Source organism: Umboniibacter marinipuniceus (assembly GCF_003688415.1).
Lineage (GTDB): Bacteria > Pseudomonadota > Gammaproteobacteria > Pseudomonadales > DSM-25080 > Umboniibacter > Umboniibacter marinipuniceus.
In genome coordinates this window covers 385325-411858 of record NZ_REFJ01000002.1, presented here as the reverse complement: position 1 = coordinate 411858, position 26534 = coordinate 385325, and the positions used below count along the sequence as shown (strand labels likewise).

General features: G+C 48.2%; 25 protein-coding genes. 19 read left to right on the top strand and 6 right to left on the bottom strand.

The window, feature by feature from the left end:
- Positions 1-180 precede the first annotated feature (180 nt).
- The 5 genes from DFR27_RS05745 to DFR27_RS05725 all read left to right on the top strand — a co-directional run bounded on the left by DFR27_RS05745 (position 181) and on the right by DFR27_RS05725 (position 5599).
- A complete protein-coding gene (locus tag DFR27_RS05745) occupies positions 181-792 on the top strand; it encodes a riboflavin synthase subunit alpha (RefSeq protein WP_121876492.1) in 612 nt (203 codons plus the stop codon).
- Positions 792-1580 carry a dienelactone hydrolase family protein gene (locus tag DFR27_RS05740; RefSeq protein WP_121876491.1) on the top strand — a complete coding sequence of 263 codons (789 nt, stop codon included), beginning with the start codon at positions 792-794 and terminating at the stop codon, positions 1578-1580. The genes DFR27_RS05745 and DFR27_RS05740 overlap by 1 nt, the downstream gene beginning before the upstream one ends.
- Positions 1581-1599: 19 nt before the next feature.
- The gene (locus tag DFR27_RS05735; protein WP_121876490.1) at positions 1600-3480 is read left to right on the top strand and encodes an ATP-binding cassette domain-containing protein; all 1881 of its coding nucleotides are present in this window, start codon (positions 1600-1602) and stop codon (positions 3478-3480) included.
- Between the two features lie 188 nt (positions 3481-3668).
- Positions 3669-4841, top strand: coding sequence for an acetyl-CoA C-acyltransferase (locus tag DFR27_RS05730; protein WP_121876489.1), 1173 nt, complete (start codon positions 3669-3671; stop codon positions 4839-4841).
- Positions 4838-5599: an SDR family NAD(P)-dependent oxidoreductase gene (locus DFR27_RS05725; protein WP_121876488.1), complete on the top strand. Its 762-nt coding sequence runs from the start codon at positions 4838-4840 to the stop codon at positions 5597-5599. Before DFR27_RS05730 ends, DFR27_RS05725 begins: the two co-directional genes overlap by 4 nt.
- On the opposite strand, the gene DFR27_RS05720 is transcribed toward DFR27_RS05725, so the two are convergent.
- The gene (locus DFR27_RS05720) at positions 5596-6135 is read right to left on the bottom strand and encodes a DUF1415 domain-containing protein (protein WP_170150793.1); all 540 of its coding nucleotides are present in this window, start codon (positions 6133-6135) and stop codon (positions 5596-5598) included. The genes DFR27_RS05725 and DFR27_RS05720 overlap by 4 nt on opposite strands.
- Positions 6136-6446: 311 nt before the next feature.
- Between DFR27_RS05720 and DFR27_RS05715 the strand changes: the two genes are divergently transcribed.
- From DFR27_RS05715 to DFR27_RS05705, 3 genes are all read left to right on the top strand, one after another.
- The gene (locus DFR27_RS05715) at positions 6447-6656 is read left to right on the top strand and encodes a cold-shock protein (RefSeq protein WP_121876486.1); all 210 of its coding nucleotides are present in this window, start codon (positions 6447-6449) and stop codon (positions 6654-6656) included.
- 74 nt (positions 6657-6730) lie between these two features.
- Positions 6731-7141 (top strand): YqaA family protein, encoded by a 411-nt coding sequence (locus DFR27_RS05710; protein ID WP_121876485.1) that lies wholly within the window; start codon positions 6731-6733, stop codon positions 7139-7141.
- Between the two features lie 22 nt (positions 7142-7163).
- Positions 7164-8591: an aldehyde dehydrogenase family protein gene (locus DFR27_RS05705; RefSeq protein WP_121876484.1), complete on the top strand. Its 1428-nt coding sequence runs from the start codon at positions 7164-7166 to the stop codon at positions 8589-8591.
- A gap of 142 nt (positions 8592-8733) precedes the next feature.
- Here the strand turns inward: DFR27_RS05705 and DFR27_RS05700 are convergent, their stop codons facing one another.
- From DFR27_RS05700 to DFR27_RS05685, 4 genes are all read right to left on the bottom strand, one after another.
- Complete coding sequence (locus DFR27_RS05700; RefSeq protein ID WP_121876483.1) at positions 8734-11913, bottom strand: error-prone DNA polymerase; 3180 nt, start codon at positions 11911-11913, stop codon at positions 8734-8736.
- A 6-nt stretch (positions 11914-11919) separates the two neighbouring features.
- Positions 11920-13338: a Y-family DNA polymerase gene (locus tag DFR27_RS05695; RefSeq protein WP_121876482.1), complete on the bottom strand. Its 1419-nt coding sequence runs from the start codon at positions 13336-13338 to the stop codon at positions 11920-11922.
- 3 nt (positions 13339-13341) lie between these two features.
- Positions 13342-14091, bottom strand: a complete 750-nt coding sequence (gene imuA / locus DFR27_RS05690) for a translesion DNA synthesis-associated protein ImuA (RefSeq protein ID WP_121876481.1) — start codon at positions 14089-14091, stop codon at positions 13342-13344.
- A 414-nt stretch (positions 14092-14505) separates the two neighbouring features.
- Positions 14506-15219: a 16S rRNA (uracil(1498)-N(3))-methyltransferase gene (locus DFR27_RS05685; protein WP_121876480.1), complete on the bottom strand. Its 714-nt coding sequence runs from the start codon at positions 15217-15219 to the stop codon at positions 14506-14508.
- 119 nt (positions 15220-15338) lie between these two features.
- Here DFR27_RS05685 and DFR27_RS05680 point away from each other — a divergent pair, with 119 nt between their 5' ends.
- Positions 15339-15788 carry a GNAT family N-acetyltransferase gene (locus DFR27_RS05680; protein ID WP_211327569.1) on the top strand — a complete coding sequence of 150 codons (450 nt, stop codon included), beginning with the start codon at positions 15339-15341 and terminating at the stop codon, positions 15786-15788.
- A gap of 127 nt (positions 15789-15915) precedes the next feature.
- Here DFR27_RS05680 and DFR27_RS05675 read toward each other — a convergent pair whose 3' ends face one another.
- Positions 15916-16509: a TetR/AcrR family transcriptional regulator gene (locus DFR27_RS05675; protein ID WP_170150792.1), complete on the bottom strand. Its 594-nt coding sequence runs from the start codon at positions 16507-16509 to the stop codon at positions 15916-15918.
- 472 nt (positions 16510-16981) lie between these two features.
- On the opposite strand from DFR27_RS05675, the gene gspC reads away from it, so the two are divergent.
- Genes gspC through gspL form a run of 10 tightly spaced genes read left to right on the top strand, consistent with a single transcriptional unit; the run spans position 16982 to position 26533 of the window.
- Positions 16982-17833 carry a type II secretion system protein GspC gene (gene gspC / locus DFR27_RS05670; protein WP_121876478.1) on the top strand — a complete coding sequence of 284 codons (852 nt, stop codon included), beginning with the start codon at positions 16982-16984 and terminating at the stop codon, positions 17831-17833.
- Positions 17834-17861: 28 nt separating this feature from the next.
- Positions 17862-19778: a type II secretion system secretin GspD gene (gene gspD, locus DFR27_RS05665; protein WP_121876477.1), complete on the top strand. Its 1917-nt coding sequence runs from the start codon at positions 17862-17864 to the stop codon at positions 19776-19778.
- Positions 19779-19780: 2 nt separating this feature from the next.
- Complete coding sequence (gene gspE / locus DFR27_RS05660) at positions 19781-21286, top strand: type II secretion system ATPase GspE (RefSeq protein WP_121876476.1); 1506 nt, start codon at positions 19781-19783, stop codon at positions 21284-21286.
- Positions 21283-22500, top strand: a complete 1218-nt coding sequence (gene gspF, locus DFR27_RS05655) for a type II secretion system inner membrane protein GspF (RefSeq protein ID WP_121876475.1) — start codon at positions 21283-21285, stop codon at positions 22498-22500. Before gspE ends, gspF begins: the two co-directional genes overlap by 4 nt.
- The gene (gspG, locus tag DFR27_RS05650) at positions 22497-22931 is read left to right on the top strand and encodes a type II secretion system major pseudopilin GspG (protein WP_121876474.1); all 435 of its coding nucleotides are present in this window, start codon (positions 22497-22499) and stop codon (positions 22929-22931) included. Before gspF ends, gspG begins: the two co-directional genes overlap by 4 nt.
- Positions 22932-22940: 9 nt before the next feature.
- A complete protein-coding gene (locus DFR27_RS05645) occupies positions 22941-23456 on the top strand; it encodes a prepilin-type N-terminal cleavage/methylation domain-containing protein (protein WP_121876473.1) in 516 nt (171 codons plus the stop codon).
- Entirely contained in the window at positions 23443-23805 is a 363-nt protein-coding gene (locus DFR27_RS05640) for a type II secretion system protein GspI (protein WP_121876472.1), read from the top strand. The genes DFR27_RS05645 and DFR27_RS05640 overlap by 14 nt, the downstream gene beginning before the upstream one ends.
- On the top strand, positions 23795-24427 hold the full coding sequence (gspJ, locus tag DFR27_RS05635) for a type II secretion system minor pseudopilin GspJ (RefSeq protein WP_170150791.1): 633 nt from the start codon (positions 23795-23797) through the stop codon (positions 24425-24427). Before DFR27_RS05640 ends, gspJ begins: the two co-directional genes overlap by 11 nt.
- Entirely contained in the window at positions 24411-25406 is a 996-nt protein-coding gene (gene gspK, locus DFR27_RS05630; RefSeq protein WP_281269012.1) for a type II secretion system minor pseudopilin GspK, read from the top strand. The genes gspJ and gspK overlap by 17 nt, the downstream gene beginning before the upstream one ends.
- Positions 25406-26533 carry a type II secretion system protein GspL gene (gene gspL / locus DFR27_RS05625; protein ID WP_121876469.1) on the top strand — a complete coding sequence of 376 codons (1128 nt, stop codon included), beginning with the start codon at positions 25406-25408 and terminating at the stop codon, positions 26531-26533. Before gspK ends, gspL begins: the two co-directional genes overlap by 1 nt.
- The last annotated feature ends 1 nt before the right edge of the window (position 26534 follow it).

Sequence of the window (26534 nt, the reverse complement as noted above, 5' to 3'; positions counted from 1 at the left end):
CAGTCTAAGGTTTTGTCGCCTACGGTCAACTTTATTTGTGACCTGCCGTCCATAATTGGTCATTCGTCAGTTTTGCGAAAAATACCTAAACATGGTCGTTTATGACGCCATTGGCATTTAAATTAGCTCTAAATGACGATAAGCTAAAATTCGTATTTATCCAGTTTTAGGTGGTGTTAAGTGTTTAGCGGAATTGTATCGGGCTATGACCGAATTGTTGATATAGAAGTGATTGATCGGGTTTACCGATTTACTGTCGAGCTCAGCAATCGTAAGGGCTTGGAGCAAGGTGCTTCGGTAGCCGTCAATGGCGTTTGTTTGAGTGTGGTGTCTTGGGATGACAAAGGCGTGGTCTTTGATGCCATTGAGGAGACGCTGCGGCTAACTAATCTTGGATCACTTAAAATTGATGATCGCGTCAATACTGAGCGAAGCTTTAAAATGGGCCAGGAACTAGGTGGTCATGTGGTGTCTGGCCACGTAGACGCATCGGTAGAAGTCCTTAGGGTTGACCAACAACAGAATGCGGTGAAGGTCTGGTACGCCATGTCAGAGCCACTAAAGAAGTATCTGTTCGTAAAGGGCTTTGTTGCGTTGGACGGCTGTAGCTTAACCCTAGTTGATGTGGAGGATGATCGTTTTAGCGTGGCGTACATACCGGACACACTTACCAAGACCACCCATGGCGCACTTGAAGTCGGCCGGCTCACCAATATCGAGATCGATCGACAAACCCAAGCTATTGTTAACACGGTAGAGCGTGTTCTGGCAGCTCGAGAGTTGGTTGGATAATGGCAAAGCGAGTAATTCTCTTTTCGGTGTTGTTGTTACTGGGTTTTGCGGTGTTAGCTGTGGCCTATTTATATGCGGCATTGTTTCCCGCTAAATATGATGCCACTAGTTGGATTGAGGCCATGAGACCGCACATTCATACACAGGTAGAAACTGATGAAGGTGTTCCCGTCGTCTTTCTTATGCATGGCTGTGGTGGTGAAAAGGAGTGGTTGCGTGAAGAACGCCTCGCGCGGCTCAGTAACGCAGGCTACTTTGCGGTGGCGATAGATAGCTTCGGCGCCCGAGATGTTGAAGTAGATAAAGTCTGTAGTGGGCGTCAACTTTGGGCGGGTGAAAGATTGCATGACTTGGCGGCAGCCATGGATATTGTTGCCGAGGATCCCCGTGCTGATCTAAGCCGCTTTGCGGTGATAGGTTTCTCTCATGGCGCCTGGGCTGCGTTGGAGACATTCACTGGGCATTGGCCGCAAAGCCGATCACCCGCCGCAGTGGTAGCTTATTACCCATTTTGTGAATTTCCCAACCGAGCGCGCTCAGATTGGCAGAAACAAAGCGATTTGCTCGTGTTCCTTGCTGAGTCTGATACAATCACCGCCATCGAACCTTGCTATGATTTGTTTGGGGCTCAGAGTTCCGCCCAGTTTATTGACATAGTCCCATATGCAGGTGCCGCCCATGGCTTCGACGTTAAAGATACTCAGGGCTGGAGTAACCACTATAATAGTGAATACGCAGCTGATTCTTGGAATCGTACCCTCAGCTTTTTAGCGTCGCGTCTCAACTAAATTCGTTTTGTAGGTAACTATGCCCTTACTTCGCCTAGACCAAGCCTCGCTTGCTTACGGTACTCACGTTCTTCTCGATCATGTTGATCTTCAGCTATTTCGTGGCCAAAAAATTGGCTTGCTGGGGCGCAACGGTGCTGGAAAATCTAGTTTGCTTAAGATTATCAACGGCACCAACACCATTGATTCTGGTGAGTATTGGGTTCGTCCAGGCACAAAGATTGCCACCTTGTCGCAGGAGTTGCCGAACGCGGATGACAAAACTGTCTACGAAGTTGTTGCCGAAGGGCTTCATCCAGTCGGTGATCTTCTGGCTCAATTTCATCGCCTTACCTCGCAGGACGATATCAACTTTGACGAATTAGCCAAGGTGCAGTCGCAGATTGATAGCCTAGATGGTTGGTCCGTTGAGACGCGAGTGAGTACTGTGCTCTCGCAATTGGAATTAAACGCCGACAGCTTAATGAAAGAATTGTCCGGTGGTTGGCGCCGCCGGGTAGCGCTGGGTCAGGCCCTGGTGGTGGAACCCGATATCCTAATTCTTGACGAACCCACTAACCACTTAGATATCGAAGCCATTAAATGGCTAGAAGAGCAATTGCAAAATTTCCGTGGCGCGATGCTTTTCGTTACCCACGATCGTCAATTCCTACAGCAAATCGCCAACAATATTATTGAATTGGATAGGGGTAGTCTGATTGCTTGGGAAGGCAGTTATCAGGGGTTTTTGAATCATAAAGAGGCGGAGCTTGCTGCCGAGGAACGCGCCAATGAATTGTTCGACAAAAAGTTGGCTCAAGAAGAGGTGTGGATTCGTCAGGGCATCAAGGCTCGACGGACCCGTAACGAAGGGCGCGTTAGGGCGCTGAAAGCAATGCGTGACGAGCGTATGCAACGCCGTGAACGACAGGGCTCAGCCACTTTCTCCGTTGAGGGTGCAGATCGCTCCGGTAAGATCGTTAGTGAGCTAGAACAGGTAAGTCTTCGTTATGATGAACGAACGATTATTGACAATTTTAGTACCGTCATTATGCGTGGCGATAAGATTGGCATCATTGGTGCCAATGGTGCGGGTAAATCAACGCTAATAAAGCTGTTGCTCGGGAAGATTCAGCCAACGTCGGGTTCTGTTAAGTTAGGGACTAAGATAGAGGTAGCGTACTTCGACCAACTTCGAGAGAGTTTAGACCCTACCAAGAACTTGGTTGAAAACGTTTGTGAGGGTCGCGATTTCATTGAGATTAATGGGCACAAGCGTCATGGCATTAGTTACCTCTCTGACTTCCTGTTCTCACCGGAGCGTCTTCGCATTCCGGTAGGAGCGCTAAGTGGCGGTGAGCAGAATAGGGCTATCTTGGCCAAGCTTTTCTCCAAGCCCGCAAACCTTTTAGTGCTTGATGAACCTACCAATGATTTAGACTTAGAAACCTTGGAGTTACTTGAGGAAATTCTGCTAAATTTCGAAGGTACACTGCTACTCGTTTCTCACGATCGTGCCTTTATGAACAATGTCATTACTTCAACCATTTCCCTTGACGGAAGCGGCAGGGTACGTGAGTACGTTGGTGGCTATGATGATTGGATTCGCCAGGGCGGAACTTTGAGTGTGGCGAAGCAACGACCAGCAAAATCAGCTGCTGCTAAGCCTGCTGAAGAGGCTAAATCTAAGGCGAAGCCTAGCAAGAAGTTAAGCTACAAGGTCCAACGCGAACTGGAGCAGCTACCCGGTATCATTGAAGCGCTTGAAGCCGAGATTGCAGCGCTGGAATCGGTAGTGGCGGATCCGGCATTCTATGAGCGGGATGTGGCTGAGCAAACTTCACAGTTCGAGCTTATCAGTACCGTTCAGGCCAAACTTGATGAGGCGTTAGAACGCTGGATGGAGTTAGATGCCGACTGACTCGGCGCTGTTAATTCAAACTCCTTTGTTAAAGATACCGCTCGTTGAAGCGGTATTTTTTTGGCTGCTTGGTCTGCAAACGTGGAATGAAATGACTGAGAATCTTTACCTATGAACATTTAGGAATTACACTGGATTGCAATAGTAAAGCTAATATATGCGCAAATAAAAACAACAAGGTATTTTTTATGTCAAAAGCTTATATTGTCGATGCAATTCGTACCCCAGGCGGGAAGCGCAACGGCTCACTCTCATCTGTTCATCCTGTTGATCTCGGCGCGTTTGTGCTTGACGCCCTAGTAGATCGCAATGGGTTTAGCGCTGAGGACATTGATGATGTTATCTTTGGTTGCGTGACCCAAGTTGGTGCGCAGGCCAATAACTTAGCGCGCAACGCTGTTTTAGCTAGTAAGCGTATCCCTGAAAGTGTTCCAGCGGTAACCGTTGATCGTCAATGTGGCTCGTCGCAACAGGCGTTGCACTTCGCCGCTCAAGCGGTCATGTCTGGTACCCAGGATATCGTCATCGCAGGTGGCGTTGAATCAATGTCCCTTGTGTCCATTGGTGCAAATGTTGCCGATGGCAAAGCGGCTGGACACGGGCAACCGTACAGCGCGACGGGTATCAATACCAACTATGGCGTTGATTGGTTTCATCAAACCATTGGCGCGGAGTTGATTGTTGAGCATTGGGGCTTAACACGCGAAGAGATTGATGCATTTGCCGTACTCTCTCATCAACGCGCGATGAAAGCTCGTGATGCGGGCTATTTCAATCGGGAAATTGTCCCTTATGTTGATGATGCCGAAAGCATTGATCTCCAGCAGGATGAAGGGATTCGTGATAGCTGCAGCGCCGAGGGGCTAGCGAATCTCAAACCTATTAGTAATGGCGCAATCACAGCGGGTAATGCGTCGCAAATTACCGATGGAGCTTCCGCCGTGCTGGTCATGTCAGAAGCGGCAGTTAAGCGCTTTGGGCTTAAGCCTCGTGCTGTGGTGCATACTATGGCCATTGCTGGAGATGACCCAATTAAAATGCTAACCGGCCCTATTCCGGCTACCAAGAAGCTGTTGGCTAAGGCTGGAATGTCCATTCAAGATATTGACCTTTATGAGGTCAATGAAGCTTTTGCACCGGTTCCATTGGTGTGGTTACGTGAACTTAATGCCTCACTGGACAAACTTAATGTTAATGGCGGCGGGGTAGCACTTGGTCACCCGCTTGGAGCAACGGGTACTAAGCTCATTTCAACCCTGTTGTGCGAACTTGAACGTCGTAAAGCTCGCTATGGTCTAGTAGCCATCTGCGAGAGCGGCGGCACGGCGAATGCTACCTTAATCAAGAGGGTGGGCGAATGATTATTCAGAGCAAACATTTTGTGGTCACGGGCGCGGCCAGTGGGCTAGGTTTAGCAACGGTGGAGCGCTTAGTTGCTGATGGCGCTAAAGTTAGTGGTTTCGACATTAATGAGCAGGCACTAGCAGAGTTGTCAGAGCGGTTTCCAGGCAGCGTGAAGGGCTTTAGTTGTGATGTATGTGATGAGGGCTCGGTCAACAATGCCCTAGACATGGCAGAAGCCTTTGCTGGTGAGGTACGTGGAGTCGTAAATTGTGCTGGGATTATTGGCGCGGCAAAACTTGTAGGGCGAAAAGGTCCATACGAGTTGCAGGCGTTTCAGCGAGTTATCGACATCAATTTGTTAGGGACGGTTAATGTCATGCGTTTGGCCGCTGCTCGAATGACCAACTATGAGCCGTTGATGGATGGCGAGCGCGGTGTGGTGATTAATACAGCAAGCGTAGCGGCTTTTGATGGACAAAAAGGTCAAACGGCCTATTCAGCGAGTAAGGGAGCCATTGTCTCGCTAGCGTTGCCTGCAGCGAGAGACCTAGCAAGCGTTGGAATTCGTGTGAACACGGTAGCGCCAGGCGTTATGGCTACACCAATGCTAATGGAGGCCGACGAAAAAGTACTCGCGCCGTTATTGGCGGTTACCCAGTTTCCTAAGCGTTTAGGTGCTCCGGCTGAATTCGCCGACGCGGTGGCGTTTTTAATTGGCAATCGCCTCATGAATGGCGCAACACTTAGAATAGATGGCGCTATGCGCTTACCTTAGCTATCCCTGTAGCGATGAAGTGCATTTTGTAACAACGCGTTACCGAGGCGTTCGCAGGTGGCGATATTCGTAGCAACGATGTCGTCACTTTCCGTTTTATCCTTCAAAACGCGAGCTAAGCTTGCTTCGCGAAGAAGATGTAATGTTGGATAGGGTGCGCGGTTAGTGTAGTGACTAGCCGAGTCGGGCTCCTCTCCATCAAAGAGGTACATAGGGTGGAAGTGAGCAAGCTGATAGGTACCTCGGTACTCAAGTGCATCAATGAGCTGATCGCCTAACTCCATTAGATCAATAAAGTCATCGAAGTGTTTGAAGTCCGCTGCGAAGACTAACAAGGTGGTTTCTACGTCGCTATTATCCAAGTCACGCAGTTCATCCACTAAACGCTCTAGCGCTTCTTCTAGACCTACCTTTGTTTCGACAACGGTAAACTTAATTCTGTTGGCGACAAATTCTCGGCGTGCGAACGGGCAGAAATTATGTCCGATAACGGCGTCTTCTAACCAGCATTTAGTGGCCTCAAGTGGTGTTTTCACAGTCGTGTACCTCGCTATTTGGTTACTACATTGTAACGGGAATTCGCGCCGCCGTACTGATCGTGACAACTTCGTTACCGCTTTGTTACAGCTTCATGACAGTTTGCTATTACGGGTTGTATATTATCTGCACAATTTGGAGTGTTTTTTCTTGTTTCGCACATAATTTCGTTTCGAATTGTTGTTTAAGCACCATTTTTTAGATAGTCTTTTTATTAATGTAAGTAGTAATTACCTACAGAGATTTGGGTAGGTGCCCATGGATTTAAGAACACCCGTTTTAGGGCAAAAAAAATAAGGATATCAAGAGTATGGCGGAGCAGCTAACAGGCACTGTTAAGTGGTTTAATGATGAAAAGGGATTTGGTTTTATCGAGCGTGAGGGCGAGAAAGATGTTTTCGTACACTACAGCTCGATCGAAGGGACAGGTCGTCGTACACTTACCGAGGGACAGCCAGTAACTATGACGGTTACTAACGGCGCCAAAGGCCCTCAAGCAGAAAGTGTAGTACCTGCTTAATTATAGATTCGTACGATACGCGACCTATCGGTCGTGGTTGGTTCAAGAAACGGTCGCTAAGGCGGCCGTTTTTTATGCTGTTACTCAGTCTTTTTTTTAGTGCGTTTATTTCAGCGAGTATTTTCCCGTTTGCTTCAGAAGTGGTCTTCATTGCGGCGCTTGACGAGGGGCTTAATCCTGTCATTGTTCTAGCTGTTGGCACTCTGGGGAATACGCTTGGGGCACTGCTCACCTGGTGGCTAGCGCGCCTTGCTCGTGAAGGTAAACTTGGCTTTAAAGCTAAACCTAGTTCGGCTAAGGCCTCAGCGTTTTATAATCGCTTTGGTAAGTGGACATTATTATTCTCGTGGGTCCCTCTAATTGGAGACGCCTTCCCTGGCTTGGCCGGGTGGTTTAAGCTCCCATTTTGGCAAACCATATTGTTAGTCGCCGTAGCCAAGTGCGGGCGATATTTAGTATTAATGGCAGCATATTTTGCTTGGTAGAAAGTTTATTAGGTGTTGATTTATGAAGAGTTATAGTCAGTTTTACATCAATGGTGGTTGGGTTGATTCACATTCCAGTACGCTCACTTCTGTTATCAACCCAGCAACGGAAGCGCAGATCGCCACGGTACCAGAGGGAAATGCTCAAGATGTAGATGATGCAGTCATGGCGGCACGTGCCGCTTTCGAAAGCTGGTCGAATACGCCATCAGCTGAACGAGCAGACATCATTCGCCGAGTCTCCGACCTGCTGGAACAACGGGTTGATGAGATTGCAGCGGTCATTTCTGCAGAGCTTGGATCCCCCATTGCGCACGCTAAAGCAGTACAGAGCGAAGAGCCAATCGAGGGAATGCGCATGTACGCTGACTTCTGCTCAATGATGGATGAAGATCAGGAAGAGGGTAATAGTCTAATCGTTAAAGAGGCGATTGGTGTCTGTTCCTTTATCAATCCGTGGAATTACCCGCTACTCCAGATTGTAGGAAAGGTAGCTCCAGCGCTGGCCGCAGGATGTACCATGGTAGTGAAGCCGTCGGAAGTAACGCCGCTTAATGCCTTCATTCTTGCAGAAATCATGGACGAGGCCGGCGTACCTGCAGGTGTCTTTAACCTTGTTTCAGGTTTGGGACCAGTGGTGGGTGAGGCAATGTGCGTCCATCCTGAAGTAGATATGGTGTCTTTCACGGGTTCCACCCGAGCAGGGGTTCGCATTGCGGAGCTGGCTGCCCCATCAGTAAAACGAGTTTGCCAAGAGCTTGGTGGTAAGTCACCCATGATTATTACCGAGGACCTTAGCGCGGAGGAGTTTGCGACGGCGGTTGAGTACGCCATGGGTGACGTAATGTTCAACAGTGGTCAGACTTGCACAGCGTTAACGCGCCTGTTGGTTCCTGCTTATCGTCTCGCCGAAGCGAATGCAGTGGCGAAAGCGTATGTTGAAGGTCTGAAAGTTGGCGAACCGGGTGACGAAGAGGCATTCCTCGGCCCAATGAGTTCTGCGCAACAGCGTAATACGGTGTTGAATTACATTCAGATAGGCATCGACGAAGGCGCCGAACTGGTAAGCGGTGGTGTTGAGCGGCCAGCAGGTTTCTCGCAGGGTTATTACGTTTCGCCAACGGTTTTCTCTCAGGTTAACAACCAGATGCGTATTGCTCGCGAAGAGATATTCGGTCCTGTAACCTGTATCCTGCCTTACCAAAATTTGGCGGAAGCAATCACCGTTGCGAACGATACTCCGTATGGCCTGAGTTCCGCAGTTTGGGCGGGGTCTAAAGACGCCGGCTTAGCTATTGCTCGGAAGCTTCGTGCTGGTCAGGTTTATGTGAATGGCGGGGAGTATAACTTTCTGGCGCCGTTTGGTGGCTACAAGCAATCTGGCAATGGTAGGGAGTGGGGGCGTGAAGCGATGCATGAATTTATAGAGGTGAAGGCAATCCAGCTTTAAGTACTCGCTCATAGCGTGCCGTCATTATTGAGATGACGGCTACGCTTGCAGAGTGTAGCGATGAAGCTTTTGCCCCAGATTAACCTTCTTCGCCAAATAGTAATTCCGCTGTGGTTAGTGCTGCTCATATTACGCTTGAAACTCAGTGAAAATCTCTAGATTGGTGCTCTGAGTTCAATAAGTGACTAATGTCCTCAATATGTCCTGCCTTGATATGAATAAGCGTTGAAGTCTCACCGTGGGCTTGGAGCTTGGGCGGATCAACTCGCTCAATCACCCCTTTAATATGTAGTAATTGACCAGCAAGCAGTGCCTTTCGGCAGCGCTCTTGTACCGCTTTTTCGACAATAACATTATGATTACCTGTGTGATCTTCGAGTGTTAAAAACACTAGGCCGGAGGCTGTGCTAGGTCTTTGCCGACAGCTAACGATGCCAGCAATCTGCACCCATCTACCTTGATGAAGTGAAAAACAATCCTGTGCGTTGGTACACTGATTAATCGGGTTGGTTTCCTGTAGTAGCCATAACGGGTGTTGATTCAGGGTAATTCCAGTATGTTGGTAGTCATCTGCTAGTTGGTCCCATGGTGAGGGTTCCGCTAGGCTAACCTTAGTCCGTTCAATGTTGTCATGAGTGAGAACTGCTTCAGAGACCCCTTGAACTAACCAATGGCTAAGATGTTTGTTGCCATCCAGTTGATTAAAGGCTCCGGCAGCAATCAATTTCTCAAGTTGATCGGAGGCAATTTTACAGCGCTTTTTAGCGTCGTTCGCCCCGCTAATCAGCTGCTTCAACCGGCGACTGGTAATTTCATCCGCGGAAGGCTTCGAGAAGCCCTTTATCTGACGAAACCCAACTCTAAGTGACGGTGATTGAGTTGTAATCGTAGCAGCACTGTCAGTGCTTATTTGCGGACTACCCTGTGAAGCGCGTAAGGGACTAGCTTCCGATAGCACCTCAAGTTGATAGTCCCAGTGACTATGGTTGATATCAATGGGTAGGATATCTACGCCATGGCGTTTGGCATCCTGCAGGAGCTGTGATGGACTATAAAAACCCATCGGTTGGCTGTTTAACAAACCACAATAGAACGCAGCTGGGTAGTGACATTTTAGCCATGCCGAAATATAAACGAGTAGGGCAAAGCTAGCAGCATGAGATTCGGGAAAACCATAGTCACCAAAGCCTTCCATTTGTCGAAACAAACGTTCAGCAAAATCAAGACTATGTCCGCGCTCTAACATTCCTGTAATAACGGGCTCCTTGAATTGAGCCAGCTCTCCATTACGCCGCCAGTTAGCCATTGCTCGCCGCAGTTGATCGGCTTGGCCGCCACTAAAGCCTGCTGCCACCATAGCCAGCTTGATCACTTGCTCCTGAAATATTGGTACCCCAAGGGTTCTTTCCAGAACAGCTTGGACCGCTTCATTGGCGTAATCAACCTGCTCTAAGCCTTGGCGTCTTCGTAGATAGGGGTGAACCATATCGCCTTGAATGGGGCCTGGTCGTACCAGGGCTACTTCAATGACTAAATCGTAAAAGCAGTTAGGCTGCAGGCGAGGCAGCATGTTCATTTGAGCGCGAGACTCAACCTGGAAGACACCAATGCTATCGCCTCTGCTGAGCATGCCATAAGTCTTCGGGCAGTCAGCAGGAATGCTTGCCAGTGTCACTGGGGTAGCGCTATAGACGTTAATGGCCGCGAGAGACTTTTGGATAGCGCTTAACATCCCTAGGGCAAGTACGTCGATCTTTAGCAGACCTAGCGCTTCAATATCATCTTTATCCCATTGAATAATAGTTCGGCCCTCCATTGCAGCGTTTTCAATGGGTACTAGTGAATAGACTGGCGCATCCGTGACAATAAAGCCGCCAACATGCTGAGATAAATGTCGCGGCATGCCCAAAATTTCCTTAATGAGAAAGGCGTAGTGCTTAGTGATGGGAGAGCGGGTCGATAAATTTGCTTCGCCTAGTCTGGTTTCTAGATCACCAGAGCGATCCCACCACGCTAGACTCTTTGCTAGCTTATTTACTACAACCGCATCTAGGCCAATAGCTTTACCAACATCTCTGATAGCACTACGCGGCCGATACGTGATAACGGTTGCTGCTAACGCGGCTCGGTCGCGACCGTACTTCTTATAGATATACTGAATAACCTCTTCGCGGCGGTGATGTTCGAAGTCAACGTCGATATCAGGGGGTTCATTTCGTTCTTTTGAGATAAATCGTTCAAAAAGTAGATTCGACTGTGCAGGATCCACCTCAGTAATGAAGAGCGCGTAGCAAACGGCAGAATTAGCGGCCGAACCACGCCCTTGGCATAGGATATGTTGGCTTCTAGCAAATTGAACAATGTCATGAACTGTGAGGAAATAATGTTCATATTTGAGCTCCCTAATAACGTTAAGCTCATATTTGATTTGCTTTGTTACTTGGTCGTTAGCGCCTTCTGGCCAACGCTTTTTGCAGCCATCGTGTACCAACTCGCTTAGCCACTCGCTGGGTGTTTTATTACTAGGAACCAATTCAGCAGGGTAGTTATAACGCAGTTCATCCAAAGAAAAGTGACATTGCTGGGCAATGTGGATGGATTCCTTAATCAGTGCCTCTGGAAAGCGGCGATGAATTTGCTGTAGGTTCTGTAAAGCGCACTCTCGGTTTTTGCTGGCATGTAGGCCTAGCTCTGTCAAAGTGGTGTTCTGGCGAATAGCCGTTAAGACGTCTAATAGCGGTTGTCTATCACGGTGGTGCATACGAATATTACCAACACAGGTCATCATGAGGTGGTATTCAGTAGCAAGGCTCAGGCATTGCTTATAATGAGCAATGAACTGCGCGTCTAAGTGATATTGGATGCCCAACCAGACGCCTTTAGGGAATGCTTTGATGAGTAACGGTGCAAGCCGATAGCATTGCTGCTTAACAGAGCTGACAAACCATATGGCTAAGCAAGACTTCAGACCGTTATTGAGGTCTTCTAACGTTAACTGATAATGCCCCTTTTCAGACCTTCTTCTTGCCTTGGTGATCAGTGCCGAAATTTGTCCATAGGCATCACGGTTGGGGGCCAGTAGGATAAGCTCGGCTATAGGGTTGTGATGGTCGCCAATTTTGAAATAGCTGCCTATGACTAAATCTATGTCTCGCTTAGCGGCCGCAACATGGGCCTTTACCACCCCGGCTAGTGAGCATTCATCTGTGATAGCGATGGCGTCGTAGCCCAGGTCATCGGCTTGATCTACCAGTTCTTCAGGGTGTGATGCACTGTGTAAGAAACTAAAATTACTACGGCAAAATAACTCGGCATACTGCATGGCTGACTACGCGAAAATACCTTGAACAAACCATCTGCGGTTAGCAAGGTCTTTATAGACCCAGTAACGTAACCCTCGATCACTTTTAGCGATGTAATAGTCTCGCTGGCAGCGTGAGCTCCACCACTGAGTGTCAATGCGCTCAGGTCCTTGAAGTAAGCTTAATACCTGGCCTTCAAAAACCATCTGTTTGCCGCGTTGGAGAATAAGTTTAGGAGATTTGAATAACCATGTTGGCCGCTTAGCTATGCTCAACGCCTCCTGCTTAGGTTGTCCGAGATCATCTGGGCGATGACTGGCCGGACTTTTTAGGTAGCTGATTCGGTCCTTACCTAGTCTTGCTTCAAGGCTTTCCACTAGTTTTCGATCTAATGGCTTTGCTAAAGACTCAGGGAATAGATCATCACCAATCTCTAAGCTTAACGGCCGATGGATAGATTCAAGCGCCACTTGATTGATCGCCCGTTTGATTGGCTGCTTTTCACTTTGTAACTGGGTTAGTTTCAGCATAGAGGCTACGTTATTCCTACAGGCTTCTACACCAACGTGAAGGCGATGTAAGTAGCGCTGTTCATTACGTAGCTGCCAACGCAGCTCGATACAATGCTGTTGATGTTGGCGTAAAAATCGTTGTAATTTTTCTAGCTGCAATTCAAATGCAGGCTGTATTTCACTTAGATTACTAACGGACTGTAGGCTGAAGCTCTCCTCGTGAAACTGAGGAGGGGTAACATGTGGTTGCCGGACATCTCCTTTTAGGCCATATAGACGGCTAAGGTAATCCATAAAGAAATGGCTTTGTCGGTGGCCTAGCGCATGAGAAGGGAGTTGCTTAACCTCACCTAGGGTTCGTAATCCCAAATTAGCCAATCGCTGAATGATCTTTGGCTCACAGTTAAGCTGTGCAATAGGCTGTTCATTGATAAGGTGCTGGATCTTAGCGAGGTCAATACTGTCATTGCTAATAACTACTTCGCTCTCAAAATTTAAATTGTGGCTAAGCAATATAGCGGCTTCCGGAGTATTGGCCAGGCCAAACTGCATGTGGTGAGTGGCGAGTAGATGGCTGTTACTAATCTTTTCCTTCAGTTTTGGCCAGCCACCATGGACGTTTAGGCAGCCCGTTAAATCGAGTAACAACCGGTCACTTGAGGGAATACTGATGTGTGGGGTAAATTCACGGCAGAAATCAGCTAGTAGCTGCAGGCGCAATAATTCCTTCTGATGATCCCGATCTTCAATTTCTAATTCCGAGAGAAGCGCCCATGCAGTAATTAAAGATTGACCAGGACTAATGCCCTGAGCTGATGCCAGGGCATTACAGTATTTGATGCGATGGTTTTCAGATACTGCCAGTGGTGCTTTGGCGCAATGCGCGTAAATCTCTACAGGTAGTAAGGGGAGATGAATACACAGCCAAAGCATTGTTTACTGCCATACAATTTGACGCTGAGCAGGGTCAGTGTGAACTGGCATAGCGAGGTGTTCTTTACGATTACTCTTTGGTACTTCAAGTTGAATGACATTGCATTGCTGATCTCGAATCTCTTCGTCTATAGGTAGCTCAATTTGCTGTCCTGCCCATGTTCCAGTTTGCTTCAATACTTGAAGTGATAGCTGGCCATCATTAGGCGTTAGGCTGAGGCGTAGTTTCGCCGGTGATGGCTGAGCGGCAAAACGGCTGTCACGGTACTGAATATGCAAACAGTCACTACTTTTAGCGGCATGTTGGATGCGGCGTAGGTCCTTCGTTGCGATGTCATGACTGCCAAACCAAGAGATTACCGCACTACAGGTGCCGGCTTTCAAGGCTTGTTCTGTGGCCCATAGTAACTCTTTGCTATTACGTGGATGAATCATAAGGATTCGACTGCTATCAACACCGGCAGCTTCAAGTGCGGGGCCATAAGGGGTAAAGGGAGGGGCAATGAATGCGACCCATTTCTCAGTCTGGCTAAGTTTAGCAATCGCAGGGAGTAGAAAGCTTAATTCACCACCGCCGTGGTGAGAGCATAATAGCTCTGTAGCAACGGACATGGGCCAGCCGCCTTGTTCTAGCTGATCATTGAGTGGTCGGTATTGAGTATCGACAGCCTTGAGTGTTAACGGAGCGCTTTGGTTCTTTACGCACCAGATGTCATGCCTAGAGTCGATAATGTCCTTAAGTTCTGCTTTCATGCTTACTCTCCGTTAACTGTTTTTATATACAGTATGTTTATTTATACAGTATAAATTTAAGATTGCAAATTTTTTATGCACGCATTGCGTGAGGAGCTGAACCTAGGCTGGAAGTTTTCACGTGCTGAATTTGAGTTTGGCCGCTGTGTTGAGATGAGATGAGATGAGATGAGATGAGATGAGATGAGATGAGATGAGATGAGATGAGATGAGATGAGATGAGATGAGATGAGATGAGATGAGATGAGGAGCGAGACTAAGAGGCGTGGTGCAGATCACCGACGCCGGAACGATGAGGTTAGAACAGTGAAGTAAGAACAGTGAAGCTCGCCCGAGGCTGGCTATTTAGGTTGCTAGCATCAGCTGAATTCACGGCCTGGGCATTACCAAGCGTGGAATAATTGTCGGCCAATTCTACCAGCTATAGAGTGAGGCAATGAGTGCCGGGATAGCGGTTTCAACACGAAGAATATTTGCTCCCATATGACCGCAGTGAAAACCGATTTCTTCGAGTTTGGCTATTTCATACGGGATAAAGCCTCCTTCAGGTCCTACAGCGAGTGTACAGGGCTTGTTTAGAGCGTGGGGGATAGGTGTTGCTACGCCCGGATGGGCTACTAACGGGTAGCTGTGTTCAATGAGTGAGGGTAACTCATCTTCAACGAATGGCTTGAATCGCTTTCTCAGTTCAATTTTGGGTAGTTGGGTGTCTCGTGCTTGCTCTAAGCCTAGCGTAAGTTGTTCAAGTAGGCCCAACTCAGAAAGGATTGGTGTCTGCCAAAAGCTCTTCTCAACGCGGTAGCTATTGATGAGGTAGAGCTCTTCAACTCCCATAGTGGTAATGGTTTGTAAAATTCGCTTGAGCATCTTCGGGCGCGGCAGTGCCAAAATGATACGCAGGGGCTTTTTAGGCGGGGGAGGTGTATCCAGCTTAAAGTGAATTTCCGCCGACTGCTCATCTAACTTTTCAATGGAGCCACTACCTATGAGGCCATTGACCATTCCTACTCGTATAGAATCACCCACGTTCGCGCGGTGAACGGATAAAATATGTTGCAGGCGATGATCTGAAATACGAGCAATATTGTTGCCGCTAAGATCGCTTGGGAATAGTAAAAGTAGATTCATAGCGCTATTCTAGCGTTAGCAAACCCTACGGGATAGTTTTTCAACTAAATACTCAGCAATTAAATTTTTCACTAGGCAGTGTGGCTAGTTGAAATCTTCAGAAAGAATAGGAGCGGTCAGTGGAGTGGCATTGCCAATCGTTTGCAGGACTTAGCGCAAAGCATATGTATCAGATTCTGAAACTACGTCAGGACGTCTTCGTTGTAGAGCAGGACTGTGCATTTCCTGACATAGATGGCATTGATCCGGATGTCTGGCACTTTTACGCCGTTGATGACGATGAGGTTGTTGCTTACACACGCTTAATTGATGCTGGCATTAGCTACCCTGGTGCTATATCAATAGGTCGTGTCGTGGTAGCGCCCGCTGCCAGAGGCAACGGCTTTAGTTATGAATTAATGGATAGATCTATTCTTCAAGCTCGAACGCTCTTTGGTAACCAGCCCATCAAAATAGGCGCTCAGTCACACCTTGCTGGTATGTATGGAAAACTTGGTTTCGCTCAGAGTTCGGATGAGTATCTTGAAGATGGTATTCCACACATTGAGATGACACTTGAAGCTCAGTGATTTCAAATTGCGGGGCGATCTGATAAATAGTGCACTGATAAATAGTGCGCTAATGCCTGAAGCAAAGCGCTAGTGCACTATGGTGTTAGGATAGTGCACTATGGTATTAGAGCAGCGCGTTGTGAACTTAGGATGCTACGGCTACGCGGCGGCTAAGTGTTGATACCACGCTGATCAGCATTTCCGCTGAAGAGCCTTTTAAATGGCCTGTATAATGCTTAATTAAAAGGTTGGCTGCTGCGCCACTCACTAAGTTAGACTGCGCGGCGTCCAAGTGAAGCTCGCCGATAGTTCGGTCTATCAGGACTTCAACCCCCGCAATAAAATTGTGTAGCGGTAGACCGGCTTCGAGCATTAAAAAGCCTAGGTTTGGGTCATTCGTAATATGATCACGTAACAAATCAAAGCCAATGCGCAAACGTGCGCTTGGCTCGCTTACGTTTACTTCATCAATATCAACAATCACTCGAGATACCGCATCGCCAATTAATTTATCGGCAACGGCATTCATCATGGCGGTTTTGCTAATGAAGTAATTATAGAAGGTACCAAGTGCCACTTCGGCCGTAACAGTAATCTCTTGAATTGTGATTTCATCGGCAGGTTTGCTGAGTAATAGTGTGACGGCTGCGTCGATAAGCTTGTTACGGGTTCGCTCACGCTTGCGCAGGTTAGGTCCTCGCGGACGCTTAGGCGTATCGATACCTTGGTTCTCGGTCATAGGGGCTCTCATTGTATTATTATATTTATTGTAAAAACGAAACGCTCAACATTGAACGCTTTTCATTTTTGTTGCTAGTTTATCGGGTCTCATAGGTGACTGCAAGTACTTGTACTTATAGGTGAACAGCTTTGTAAGTCTGCGTTTCAAATGCCTCAAAACCTCTGAATTACTTGCATGTAAGGGGGTAGCCCTATAAATTAGAATAAGTTGCAAAGGCAATGATCTAACTTTCATTGCTAAGACTATAAGGGATAAGATAACAGGGCTTGGTCAATGGCAATGGTGTTCGCGCCTAAAGCACTAATACTAACATTAATGAACCTTGCCCAAACTAAGTAGTACTTAAGCTTACTCGGCAATTATTAGCTCGCAAAGTTGTAACAATTGATGTGTAAGTTACAGCATGATGAAGCTTTGCTGACAAAGGGATCCGGTGAACACTGCGAATATAATAAATAAACGGTACATCATGTTGCTGTTAACCCTGCTAGCGCTGATATGGCTATGTTGGCGGCTAGCCAATGTGTTTTGGTTGTTAGCAACACCTGCGGACGAATTTAATACACAGTCAGTCGTTATTGTTAATACGCCAAGTTCATCCTCCCAGCGGAGTAGCGCGTCGAAGATAGATATTTTTGACGACGAGGCCAATAGCAACGTACAAATTGACGATAACAACGATTCTCAAACCGAAATGCGTACCAACCTAGACGCGCTACGTGAGTCGAGTTTGCAGGTTACTTTGAGTGCTGTGATCGCGAGTTCAAACCCTGAACTCAGCGGCGCAATCTTAAATGTTAATGGTACTCAACGAGCCTATAAAATTAATGACACACTACCGGTAGCGGGAACGGTGGTAATTGATGAAATCTATGACAAAACAGTTGTTGTAAGTAACAACGGCGTGCGCGAAAAGATAAGCCTAGATGATGAAGAGTTCAGCGGTATTGACGTGAAGCTAAGTGAGCCAAGCCTCAGTCAATTGTCAGAACCTATTAATAATGCCGGCCTTAATGAGGCAGAAGCCATGGCTAAGCTCGATGAGTTCGTACAAATAACACCTAGCTTCGATGGGCGGTCACTAGCAGGTCTCATGCTCGCGCCGGGACGTAATACCGGTTTGTTCGAATTGTTTGAACTTCAAACTGGTGACATGGTTATTGCTATAAATGGGGAACCACTGAGTGAGATGGCCTCCATGGCGGCTATTGAAACAGCGCTGGAATCGGCCGACCGATTAGATCTGACCATCTCGCGTAATGGAAACCAGCGTCAGGTAGCTTTTACCCAAGAATTACTGAGCTCTTTGCTTGCACAATAATAACTAGAGCTCCATTAGGAGAGGATACATGCGTTTTAAACGCCAATTTCAAGGTTGCGTAGCGGGATTATTGTTAGCTCCCAGCTTGATTGTTGCTCAAGAGCAAGAATTAACGGTTAACTTCAGAGACACCGATCTTAAAGAGGTCATCAGTTTTGTTGCTGATGTCACGGGTAAGACCATTATTGTTGATCCATTGGTGAATGGTCGAGTAATGGTAGTCTCCGAGCAACCGCTGGACTCGGATGCGCTCTATGAGCTGTTTCTGTCAGTTCTTGAGGTCCATAACTTCGTAGCAGTTGAAAACAATGGAGTAGTGCGAATCTTGCCGAAAGCTGAGACCCGCATGTCGAGTATTCAGCTATCAAATAGCTCTAGTGCCGACGCCCAATCGGCACGTTTAGTTACGCAGGTCATCAAGGTTAATAACGTTTCAGCCACGCAATTATTACCCGTTTTACGCCCTATGGTTCCTCCTGAAGCTCACCTCGCAGCTTATGACCCCAGTAATTCCATTGTGATAACGGATTCAGCGGCGAATGCGGCGCGAATTCGCGATTTAATTGAAGCCTTTGACCGAAGCGTTTTAGATAGCTCAGAAGTGATTAGCTTAACCCATGCTAATGCCCAAACCATGGCGGACCTAGTGCAATCAGCGCTATTGGGTGATGAAAGTAACGCTGGGGTAAAAATAGCGAATGTAACCGCCGATGCGCGGGCGAATCGTCTACTCGTAACAGGCGATCCAATGGCCCGGCAACGCGTTCGTGAACTCGTGGCTCAACTTGATACCGCGGTGATGGCTGAGAGTAACAGCCGAGTTATTTACTTAGAATATGCGTTGGCCTCGGACGTCGCAGCGGCTATTCGAGGTGTGGTTGGAGACACTGGAGAGTCCAGCGGTCGACAGATGAAAATTGAAGCCGACGAGCAGACTAACGCGCTAATTTTAACAGGAGAGCCAACGGAATTAGCAACCCTTGAGGATATTATTGAGCGCCTCGATGTAGAGCGTTCACAGGTCTTGGTTGAAGCTATTATCGTTGAGCTCCAAGATACTGCTGGGAAAGAGTTAGGGGTTCAGTGGCTCTTCGCTGATACCAATAACGGTGGCTATGGTAGTTCCGCTACACCAGGTAGCGATGCCTCAATTGGTAACGTAACCGCCGCTGCAATAGGTAATGGCGGGACTCCCGATATTCCTGCACTAGGCGCAGCACTATCGGCCGTCGAGGGGCAGACTCTGGGTTTTGCAGGCGTTAATGGGGCGTTCAACTTCAATGTGTTAATTAACGCGTTGCAAGAGGAGAACGGCGCTAATATTCTCTCAACACCAAGTGTACTAACCATGGATAACCGTGAAGCGGTTATCAACGTAGGTCAGAATGTCCCCTTTGTAACCGGTTCTTATACCTCACAGGGCAGTAGTAGTAACCCAGACTCTCCATTTCAAACTATTGAACGTGAAGACGTAGGTATCAAATTAACTGTAACGCCTCGCGTTAATGGTGATAACCGCATTGTCTTAGATATCGCGCAAGAGGTATCAAGTTTGTCGGGTAATACGGGGGTAGATGCGTCCGATCTAATTACCAATAAACGTGATATTACCACCCAAGTTATTGCCGATAACGGTGGCGTCGTCGTCCTAGGAGGTCTGATTCAAGATGACCTTCAGCAGTACGAGCAAAAGGTGCCATTTTTAGGTGATATACCTCTGCTTGGACGCCTCTTTCGCTCTAACGGTAATCGATTAGTGAAGACAAATCTGCTTGTTTTTATTCGTGCCACGGTTATTGATGATAGTAGTCAGCTGCAGCAGACTACGGAAGGCAAGTATGAGTATATCCGCGAGCGTCAGCAGGAGATGCCTAATGCAGATCCAACGTTCCTAGATGACATGGCGCAACCGGTTCTGCCCGAATATGAGCAAGAGGGACAGTAGCCATGTCCCAGGAAGAACTCATCGCTGAAGCACCAAGACCAAGGCTTTTCCCCTACCATTTCGCTGAGTACTATCAGTGTGTATTGGACTGGAGTGGAACGTTACCGGTACTAATCTTCCACGATCAGGTAAGTGAAATTGTGCTGAGGGAAACTAGCCACTTAACAGCGGGGAAGTTTTCTGCTGAACGGTTGGATCAAGCCGAGTTTCAGGCTCGGTTGACAAAGATCTATCAGGCGGGAGAGAACAGTGCGGAAGAAGTCGCTGACGTTATGGGCGAAGATGAAGACTTGAGTGCGTTGGTGGACGCAATGCCAGATGCTGAAGAGCTAATGTCGTCGGATGACGACGCCCCAGTTATTCGCCTAATTAACGCAGTCCTTGCTCAAGCGATTAACGCAAAAGCTTCAGATATTCACGTAGAAACCTTCGAACAACGATTAGTTATCCGCTTTCGAATCGATGGCGTGTTAACCGAAGTCCTCTCACCAAAACGTGTACTCGCGCCATTGTTAGTCTCTCGTTTGAAGGTAATGGCGAAGCTCGACATCGCCGAAAAACGGGTTCCTCAGGACGGTCGGATTTCCGTCAAAATCGCTGGTCACGCTATTGATTTACGTGTGTCAACGCTACCCTCAGCTTACGGTGAGCGGGTGGTATTGCGAATTTTAGATAAACAAAGCAGTCAACTTGATCTTGAACAACTAAAAATGCCCGTGGATGACGAAGCAAGGTTTAAGCAATTACTTGCTCAGCCACACGGAATTATTTTGGTAACGGGTCCTACCGGATCTGGTAAGACAACTTCGCTATACGCAGGGCTCAGCCATATTAATACGCCAGGGCGTAACATTATGACCATCGAAGACCCAGTTGAGTACATGCTCCACGGTATTGGTCAAACTCAGGTAAATACCAAGGTTGGTATGACCTTCGCGGCCGGTCTACGCGCCATTCTACGTCAGGATCCAGACGTTGTGATGGTGGGCGAAATTCGCGACGTCGAGACCGCCGAAATTGCCGTTCAAGCAAGTTTGACCGGACACCTCGTGCTCTCTACGCTCCACACCAACTCAGCAGTAGGTGCTATAAGCCGACTCGCTGACATGGGCGTTGAGCCATTTCTACTTTCCTCAAGTCTCATTGCCGTGATGGCTCAGCGGTTAGTGCGTTTGAACTGTGTGGATTGCGTGACCGAATACCCGGCTACCGAAACGGACAAACAATGGCTTGGTGTCAACCCAGATACTGAGCTAATGCTACGCAAGGGGCAGGGTTGTCAGCGCTGTAGCCATACCGGCTATCGTGGTCGTCAAGCTATCTACGAACTCGTTGAAGTGAACGAAACCTTGAAACAACTCATTCATGATGGAGTTGGTGATATCGAGCTTCAGAAAGCCGCACGATTGCATTCGGTATCTATCTCTCAGCGCGGTCGCGAGCTAGTCCTTGCCGGACAGTCGACACCCGCCGAAGTCGCCCGAGTCGTTGAGGACGCCAAGCAGTGAGTGCTTATCGTTATATAGGTAAGTCGCCGAACGGCAGCCGAGCAAAGGGCGTTATCGAAGCGGACACCGCTCGTGGAGCCAGGCTCAAATTAAGAGAGCAGGGTATTTTTATCGAGAAACTGTCGGAGAGTGAATCGGCGGAAACGCGGACAAACCAAACGCGCTTTTGGCGTAATCCTATGAAGGGCTCTGAGCTCTCGCTTTTTACACGACAGCTTTCCACGTTGGTTGATGCCGGCATGCCGCTTGATGAAGCGCTAGCTACCGTGGCGGCGCAATCGGAAAAAGCAGCTACCAAATCCTTGGTCTTATCCATCCGAGCCAAGCTCTTGGAAGGGCATAGCTTAGCTGCCGCCCTGGCGGTTGCGCCAAAAAGCTTCAATGATTTGTACCGAGCGCTTATTAGAGCAGGTGAATCCTCGGGCTTGCTAGGGCAGGTTTTGGAGCAGCTAGCGGATTACTTGGAAAATAGAATGGATACCCAGCAGAAATTAAAGTCCGCTATGGCGTATCCAATTGTTCTGATGGTGGTTTCTTTAGGTATTGTTGTGTTTCTTATGACCTCAGTGGTACCAGAAATCGTCTCGGTGTTTCAAAAGTCGAATCAGGCCTTACCTGCGCTAACTGAAATCGTTATCGCGATGAGTGACTACTTGGTGAATTACGGGGCGATTAGCCTAGTCGTCATTGTTGGTCTGGTGATTGCTGTTAAACGTTGGCTCAACCGTCCTTCAATCAAACCAAATTACCACGCCAAACTATTAACGTTTCCCGTAATTGGCCCCTTAATTCGGAGTATTGAAGGAACTCGCTTTGCCTCCACAATGAGTATATTAGTGGGTTCCGGCGTCAATCTGGTGGATGGACTTAAGATTGCTGGTGAAGTCATGACAAATGTAGCAATGCAGCGCGCAAATCAGCGGGTGACAGACCAAGTGATTGCCGGGAGTAGTTTGTTCAAGGCGCTTAATGACAGTAAGTCATACCCGTTGCTCTTGGTTCATATGGTTGGTAGCGGAGAGCGCAGTGGTGACCTCGCCCCAATGTTAGATAGAGCGGCGATTCATCAGGAAAGAGAACTTAGTGGTAAATTAGCGGCAGCAATGACGTTAATCGAACCAGCAATGATTTTAATTATGGGTGGCGTAGTGTTAGCAATTGTGATGTCAGTGCTCATGCCAATGTTAGAAATGAATAATATGGTGCAGTTATGAAGTATTCAAAGTCCTCAGGTTTTAGCTTGATTGAGATTATGGTGGTGTTGGTGATCCTAACGCTTTTGGCGTCAGTGGTAGCGCCTAATCTTTTAGGTAGAGCGGATGAAGCGCGTGTCAGTAAGGCGCGAGCAGATTTTGCGGCCATTGAAAGTGCGCTGGCACTCTATCGTTTAGATAACTATAACTATCCCACTTCAGAGCAGGGGCTGATGGCGCTAGTCGAGAAGCCTACTATGGCGCCTGAACCAGCAAACTGGCGCGAGGAGGGGTACCTAGAAGAAGCCCCTGTCGATCCTTGGGGAAATGAATATCTCTATCTTCGTCCCGGTCAAGACGGACGTAAATTCGATATCTTTAGTTACGGCGCGGATGGCGTTCAAGGTGGTGACGACGTTGATGCCGACATCGGTAATTGGGCCGACGAGTAGGCCGTTTAAATGTTTTCGCCTAACCATCAACAGCAAGGTTTTAGCCTGGTTGAGGTACTCGTTGTTCTTGTCATCATCGCGGTGATGGTATCCGCGGCTTCGTTGGCTATTCCCAACACCAACAACGAAGTGGTCCAGCGTAAGGTTATCTTCGATTGGCTATTAAGTTGCTCGGATGAAGCACGACTGTCCGGACAGGTACTAGGGCTGAGATGGGTAGAGCAAGAAGACAGCGTCATTATTGAAGCGTTGGCGTTAAACCAACGAATGCAACAGTGGACAGCCAGTGAATGTGCGCAGCTTGCTAGGCAGTCACTGGGGGCTGACCTCGATATCTCCTTGGAGGTAGCGGGCTTGAACATCCAACTTGCATCCGATGAGCGTCTCGCTTCAATCGTTGCAGATGTGATTGTGCAACCATCCGGTGAGTTTACGCCGTTTACGTTGTTGGTCTCTGGTGCGCAGAACTATCGGATAGTGTCTGAAACCGGGCAAACCTTGGTATGGCACGATGAAGCGGATTAGCGGTGGCTTCTCACTTATTGAGGTACTGGTTGCGCTGCTAGTGCTAGCAGTAGCGGTACCGGCATTATTGCGATTGATTAGTGTACAGGTTGACGGAGTTGTCGCAGCACGGACAAAGGTTCAGGCGCAATGGGTGGCCAACTATGTTATTGCCAATCAGCGCTTGCGCGGAAATACTGAGCGACAATGGCAGAGCGATGAGGGGCAGTTAACCATGATGCGCCAAGCCTGGCGCTGGGAAGTTGTTCGAGAGTCCACGGAGTTAGACGGTTTTGATCGGCTCACGTTGAGTATCTTTCTGGACGACAATGACCATCCGTTGCTTGAGGTTCAACGTTATGGCGAATAGCTCACCAGCTTTGGCCAATCCCAGGCAACGAGGTTTAACCCTAGTAGAGGTGCTGGTAGCACTGGTGATTACCTCGTTGATGGCAATGATCGGTTATCAGAGCCTTGTCGCCGCAGCAAATAGTAGCGAGGGAGTGGGGGAAGCCGCTGATAGCTTAGTCGCGTATCAGCTGACCATGAGCGCGCTGGAAGACGATATTAGCGAGTTTCGAGCTCGGCCAATCACCGATAACTATGGCGAGCAACGGGCGGCTATCGAAGGCGGCATTGACCGCGAAGTTCTGCTGGAAATTAGTCGGGGCGGTCGCTATCGCTCCCCAAGGCAGCTCGCTACCAGTCTTGAAAGGGTTCGCTATCGCCTAGATGACGGGACGCTATGGCGAGAAAGTTGGTATCAACTTGATCGTGTGTTGGCGGAACCCACAACACAGCGCGAATTACTCAGTGGTATCGAAGAGATCGAAGTGACTTTTTTAGTTACACAAAACGGCCGTATTGTTCCCTATGACGCTTGGGATAGTAATGTTGCAGGTCGCTTAAATTTGACTCGCCCTGAGGCGATAGAAATCAAAATCTTAACGGCTGACTTAGGGGAGGTTAAGGTACTTGTTAATCTCAACTAGAAATAAACAAAGGGGTGCGGCGTTGATTTCGGCCCTCGTCGTCGTGGTTCTCGTCACGGTGATTGCAAGCAGAATTCAAAGTGACTTCTTTCGAACTATGAGCAGCGTTGAAACCAGTATGAGTCGCCAGCAAGCGCGTATTCTATTGGACTCCACGGTGCCCCTTGCCCAGAAGCTAATGGCTTATGATGACGACGCCGAGGTGGATGCCGCAGGCGATGTATGGCTACAACCAACGGGCCCGATGTTACTGGACGGGGGCGCGCTTCAGGCCACGCTTTATGATGCTACGGCAAGATTCAATATTAACTCGCTTGGCGGTGATATTGGTGAGGGACAGAACTATACCGAGGCACAGCGGAGGTTTATCCGATTATTGCAGACCTTTGAAGAACTGCAGTTAGGCCAGTCAGAAGCCGAGGCTATCTGTGTTGCTATCAAGGATTGGCTTGATGCGGATTCGTTCACCTCAGGCTTAGATGGTGCAGAGAATAATTATTACACCACCTTATCACCGGTTCCATATCGAACGGCTAATCAGTTCTTCGAAAGTGTGAGTGAGTTACAGTTGGTTAGGCATATGACGCCTGTACTCTACCAACAACTTCGTCCCTGGTTGGTGGCATTACCCTCATCGGAGCCCGTACTGAATATAAATTTGGCGAGTTCGAAGCTATTACGTACGCTAAACAGTGCAGACGACCTCACGCCGCTTGAAGTTTCACAGGTAGATGGTTGGTTATTAGAGCGCGAAGCAAGCCCTTTTAATGACTTAAATGCGTTTATGGCGTCGCCTACCACCAATGCTATCTTGGTGGGCGATGAGTCAATCAATAGCGAGGGCTTGGCGGTAGGAAGCCGATATATTCAACTTGAAACTGATATGCAGTTTGGTGCACGCACTTATTTGTATACCGCGCTACTAGAGCGGCGCGAGTCTGAACTTAATGTAATTCAACGCAGTTACGGAGTGTTGTGATGAGGTTAGTAGGAACGGAGAAGTGGCTCCGTCCACATGGTGACTTTTTCTATTGGCACGATAGTGCATTGGAGCTAAGCGGAATCTGTCATCGTGACGATTGGCCAGTGGAGTGGGAGGGGAAATCAGCGGAGCTTAATCTGTTGGTGCCCTGCGCAGAGACAGTTGAATGTTGGGTTGATCTGCCCCAGGGTGTAAAACTTGATATCGAAGGTATCGGCTATTTAGCTGAGGACCAACTGGCAACGGACCTTACTGAGTTACATCTCGTCCTAGGTAATAAAGAAGATAATCGGCAGCAGCTATTCGGCGTAAATATTCGTTATCTTGAAAAGTGGTTAGCGGTTCTTAAATCACATGATTCCTCGTTGTTATCTATGTACAGTGAGTCAGAATTTGCGCTGCAAGAAGGGGTTGTTGTCGCAGGCGTTGAGCCGCTATTACGGCGCAATAACGTCACTCTAAATTTGGCGGCAACAACGTACGAAGCGCTGGTCTCAACTGGTGCACTTCCTGCGGCTAAATCACTGATTGAAACTGAATATGCCGAAGAACAGAACTGGAATATCACCGAGCGAAGCGAAATGGCCTATTGGTCGTTACTTTCACGCTTAAGAACTAATCTCGCGGTCCGTCGTTATGGACCAGCAATCAATGTTAGAAAATACTGGGCGAAGTATCGCCGCGTTGCGATGCTGGTTACGGTGTTAGTGGCCGCCGAGATTCTACTTTTCGGAATACAGGCTTGGAAACTTAATCAGGAGAAAGCGGCACTCCAGGAAGCTCAGGTAGCACTCTTTCGGGAAGTGGTCCCTCAGGGACGAATAGTAAATGCCTATAGCCAACTTCAGGCGTTAGCCTCGGAGTCATCATCGCTTTCTGTAAACGATGTCTATGGCGCCTTAACTGAATTGTCTGAGGTTCTCAGCAGCCATAGCGACATTCGCTTCCAGCGTGTTGATCTTCGGGCCGGTTCAAGGGCTCTGAATATTGTCTTAGAGGCTGACGATTTTGTAGCGCTGGACCGATTTAGCAGCGCGTTACAGGCTAAAGGGCTACAGGTTGAAATTCAATCTTCGCAGTCACGTAATGGGATCACTTCGGCGCGAATTAAGGTGGAACAATAGT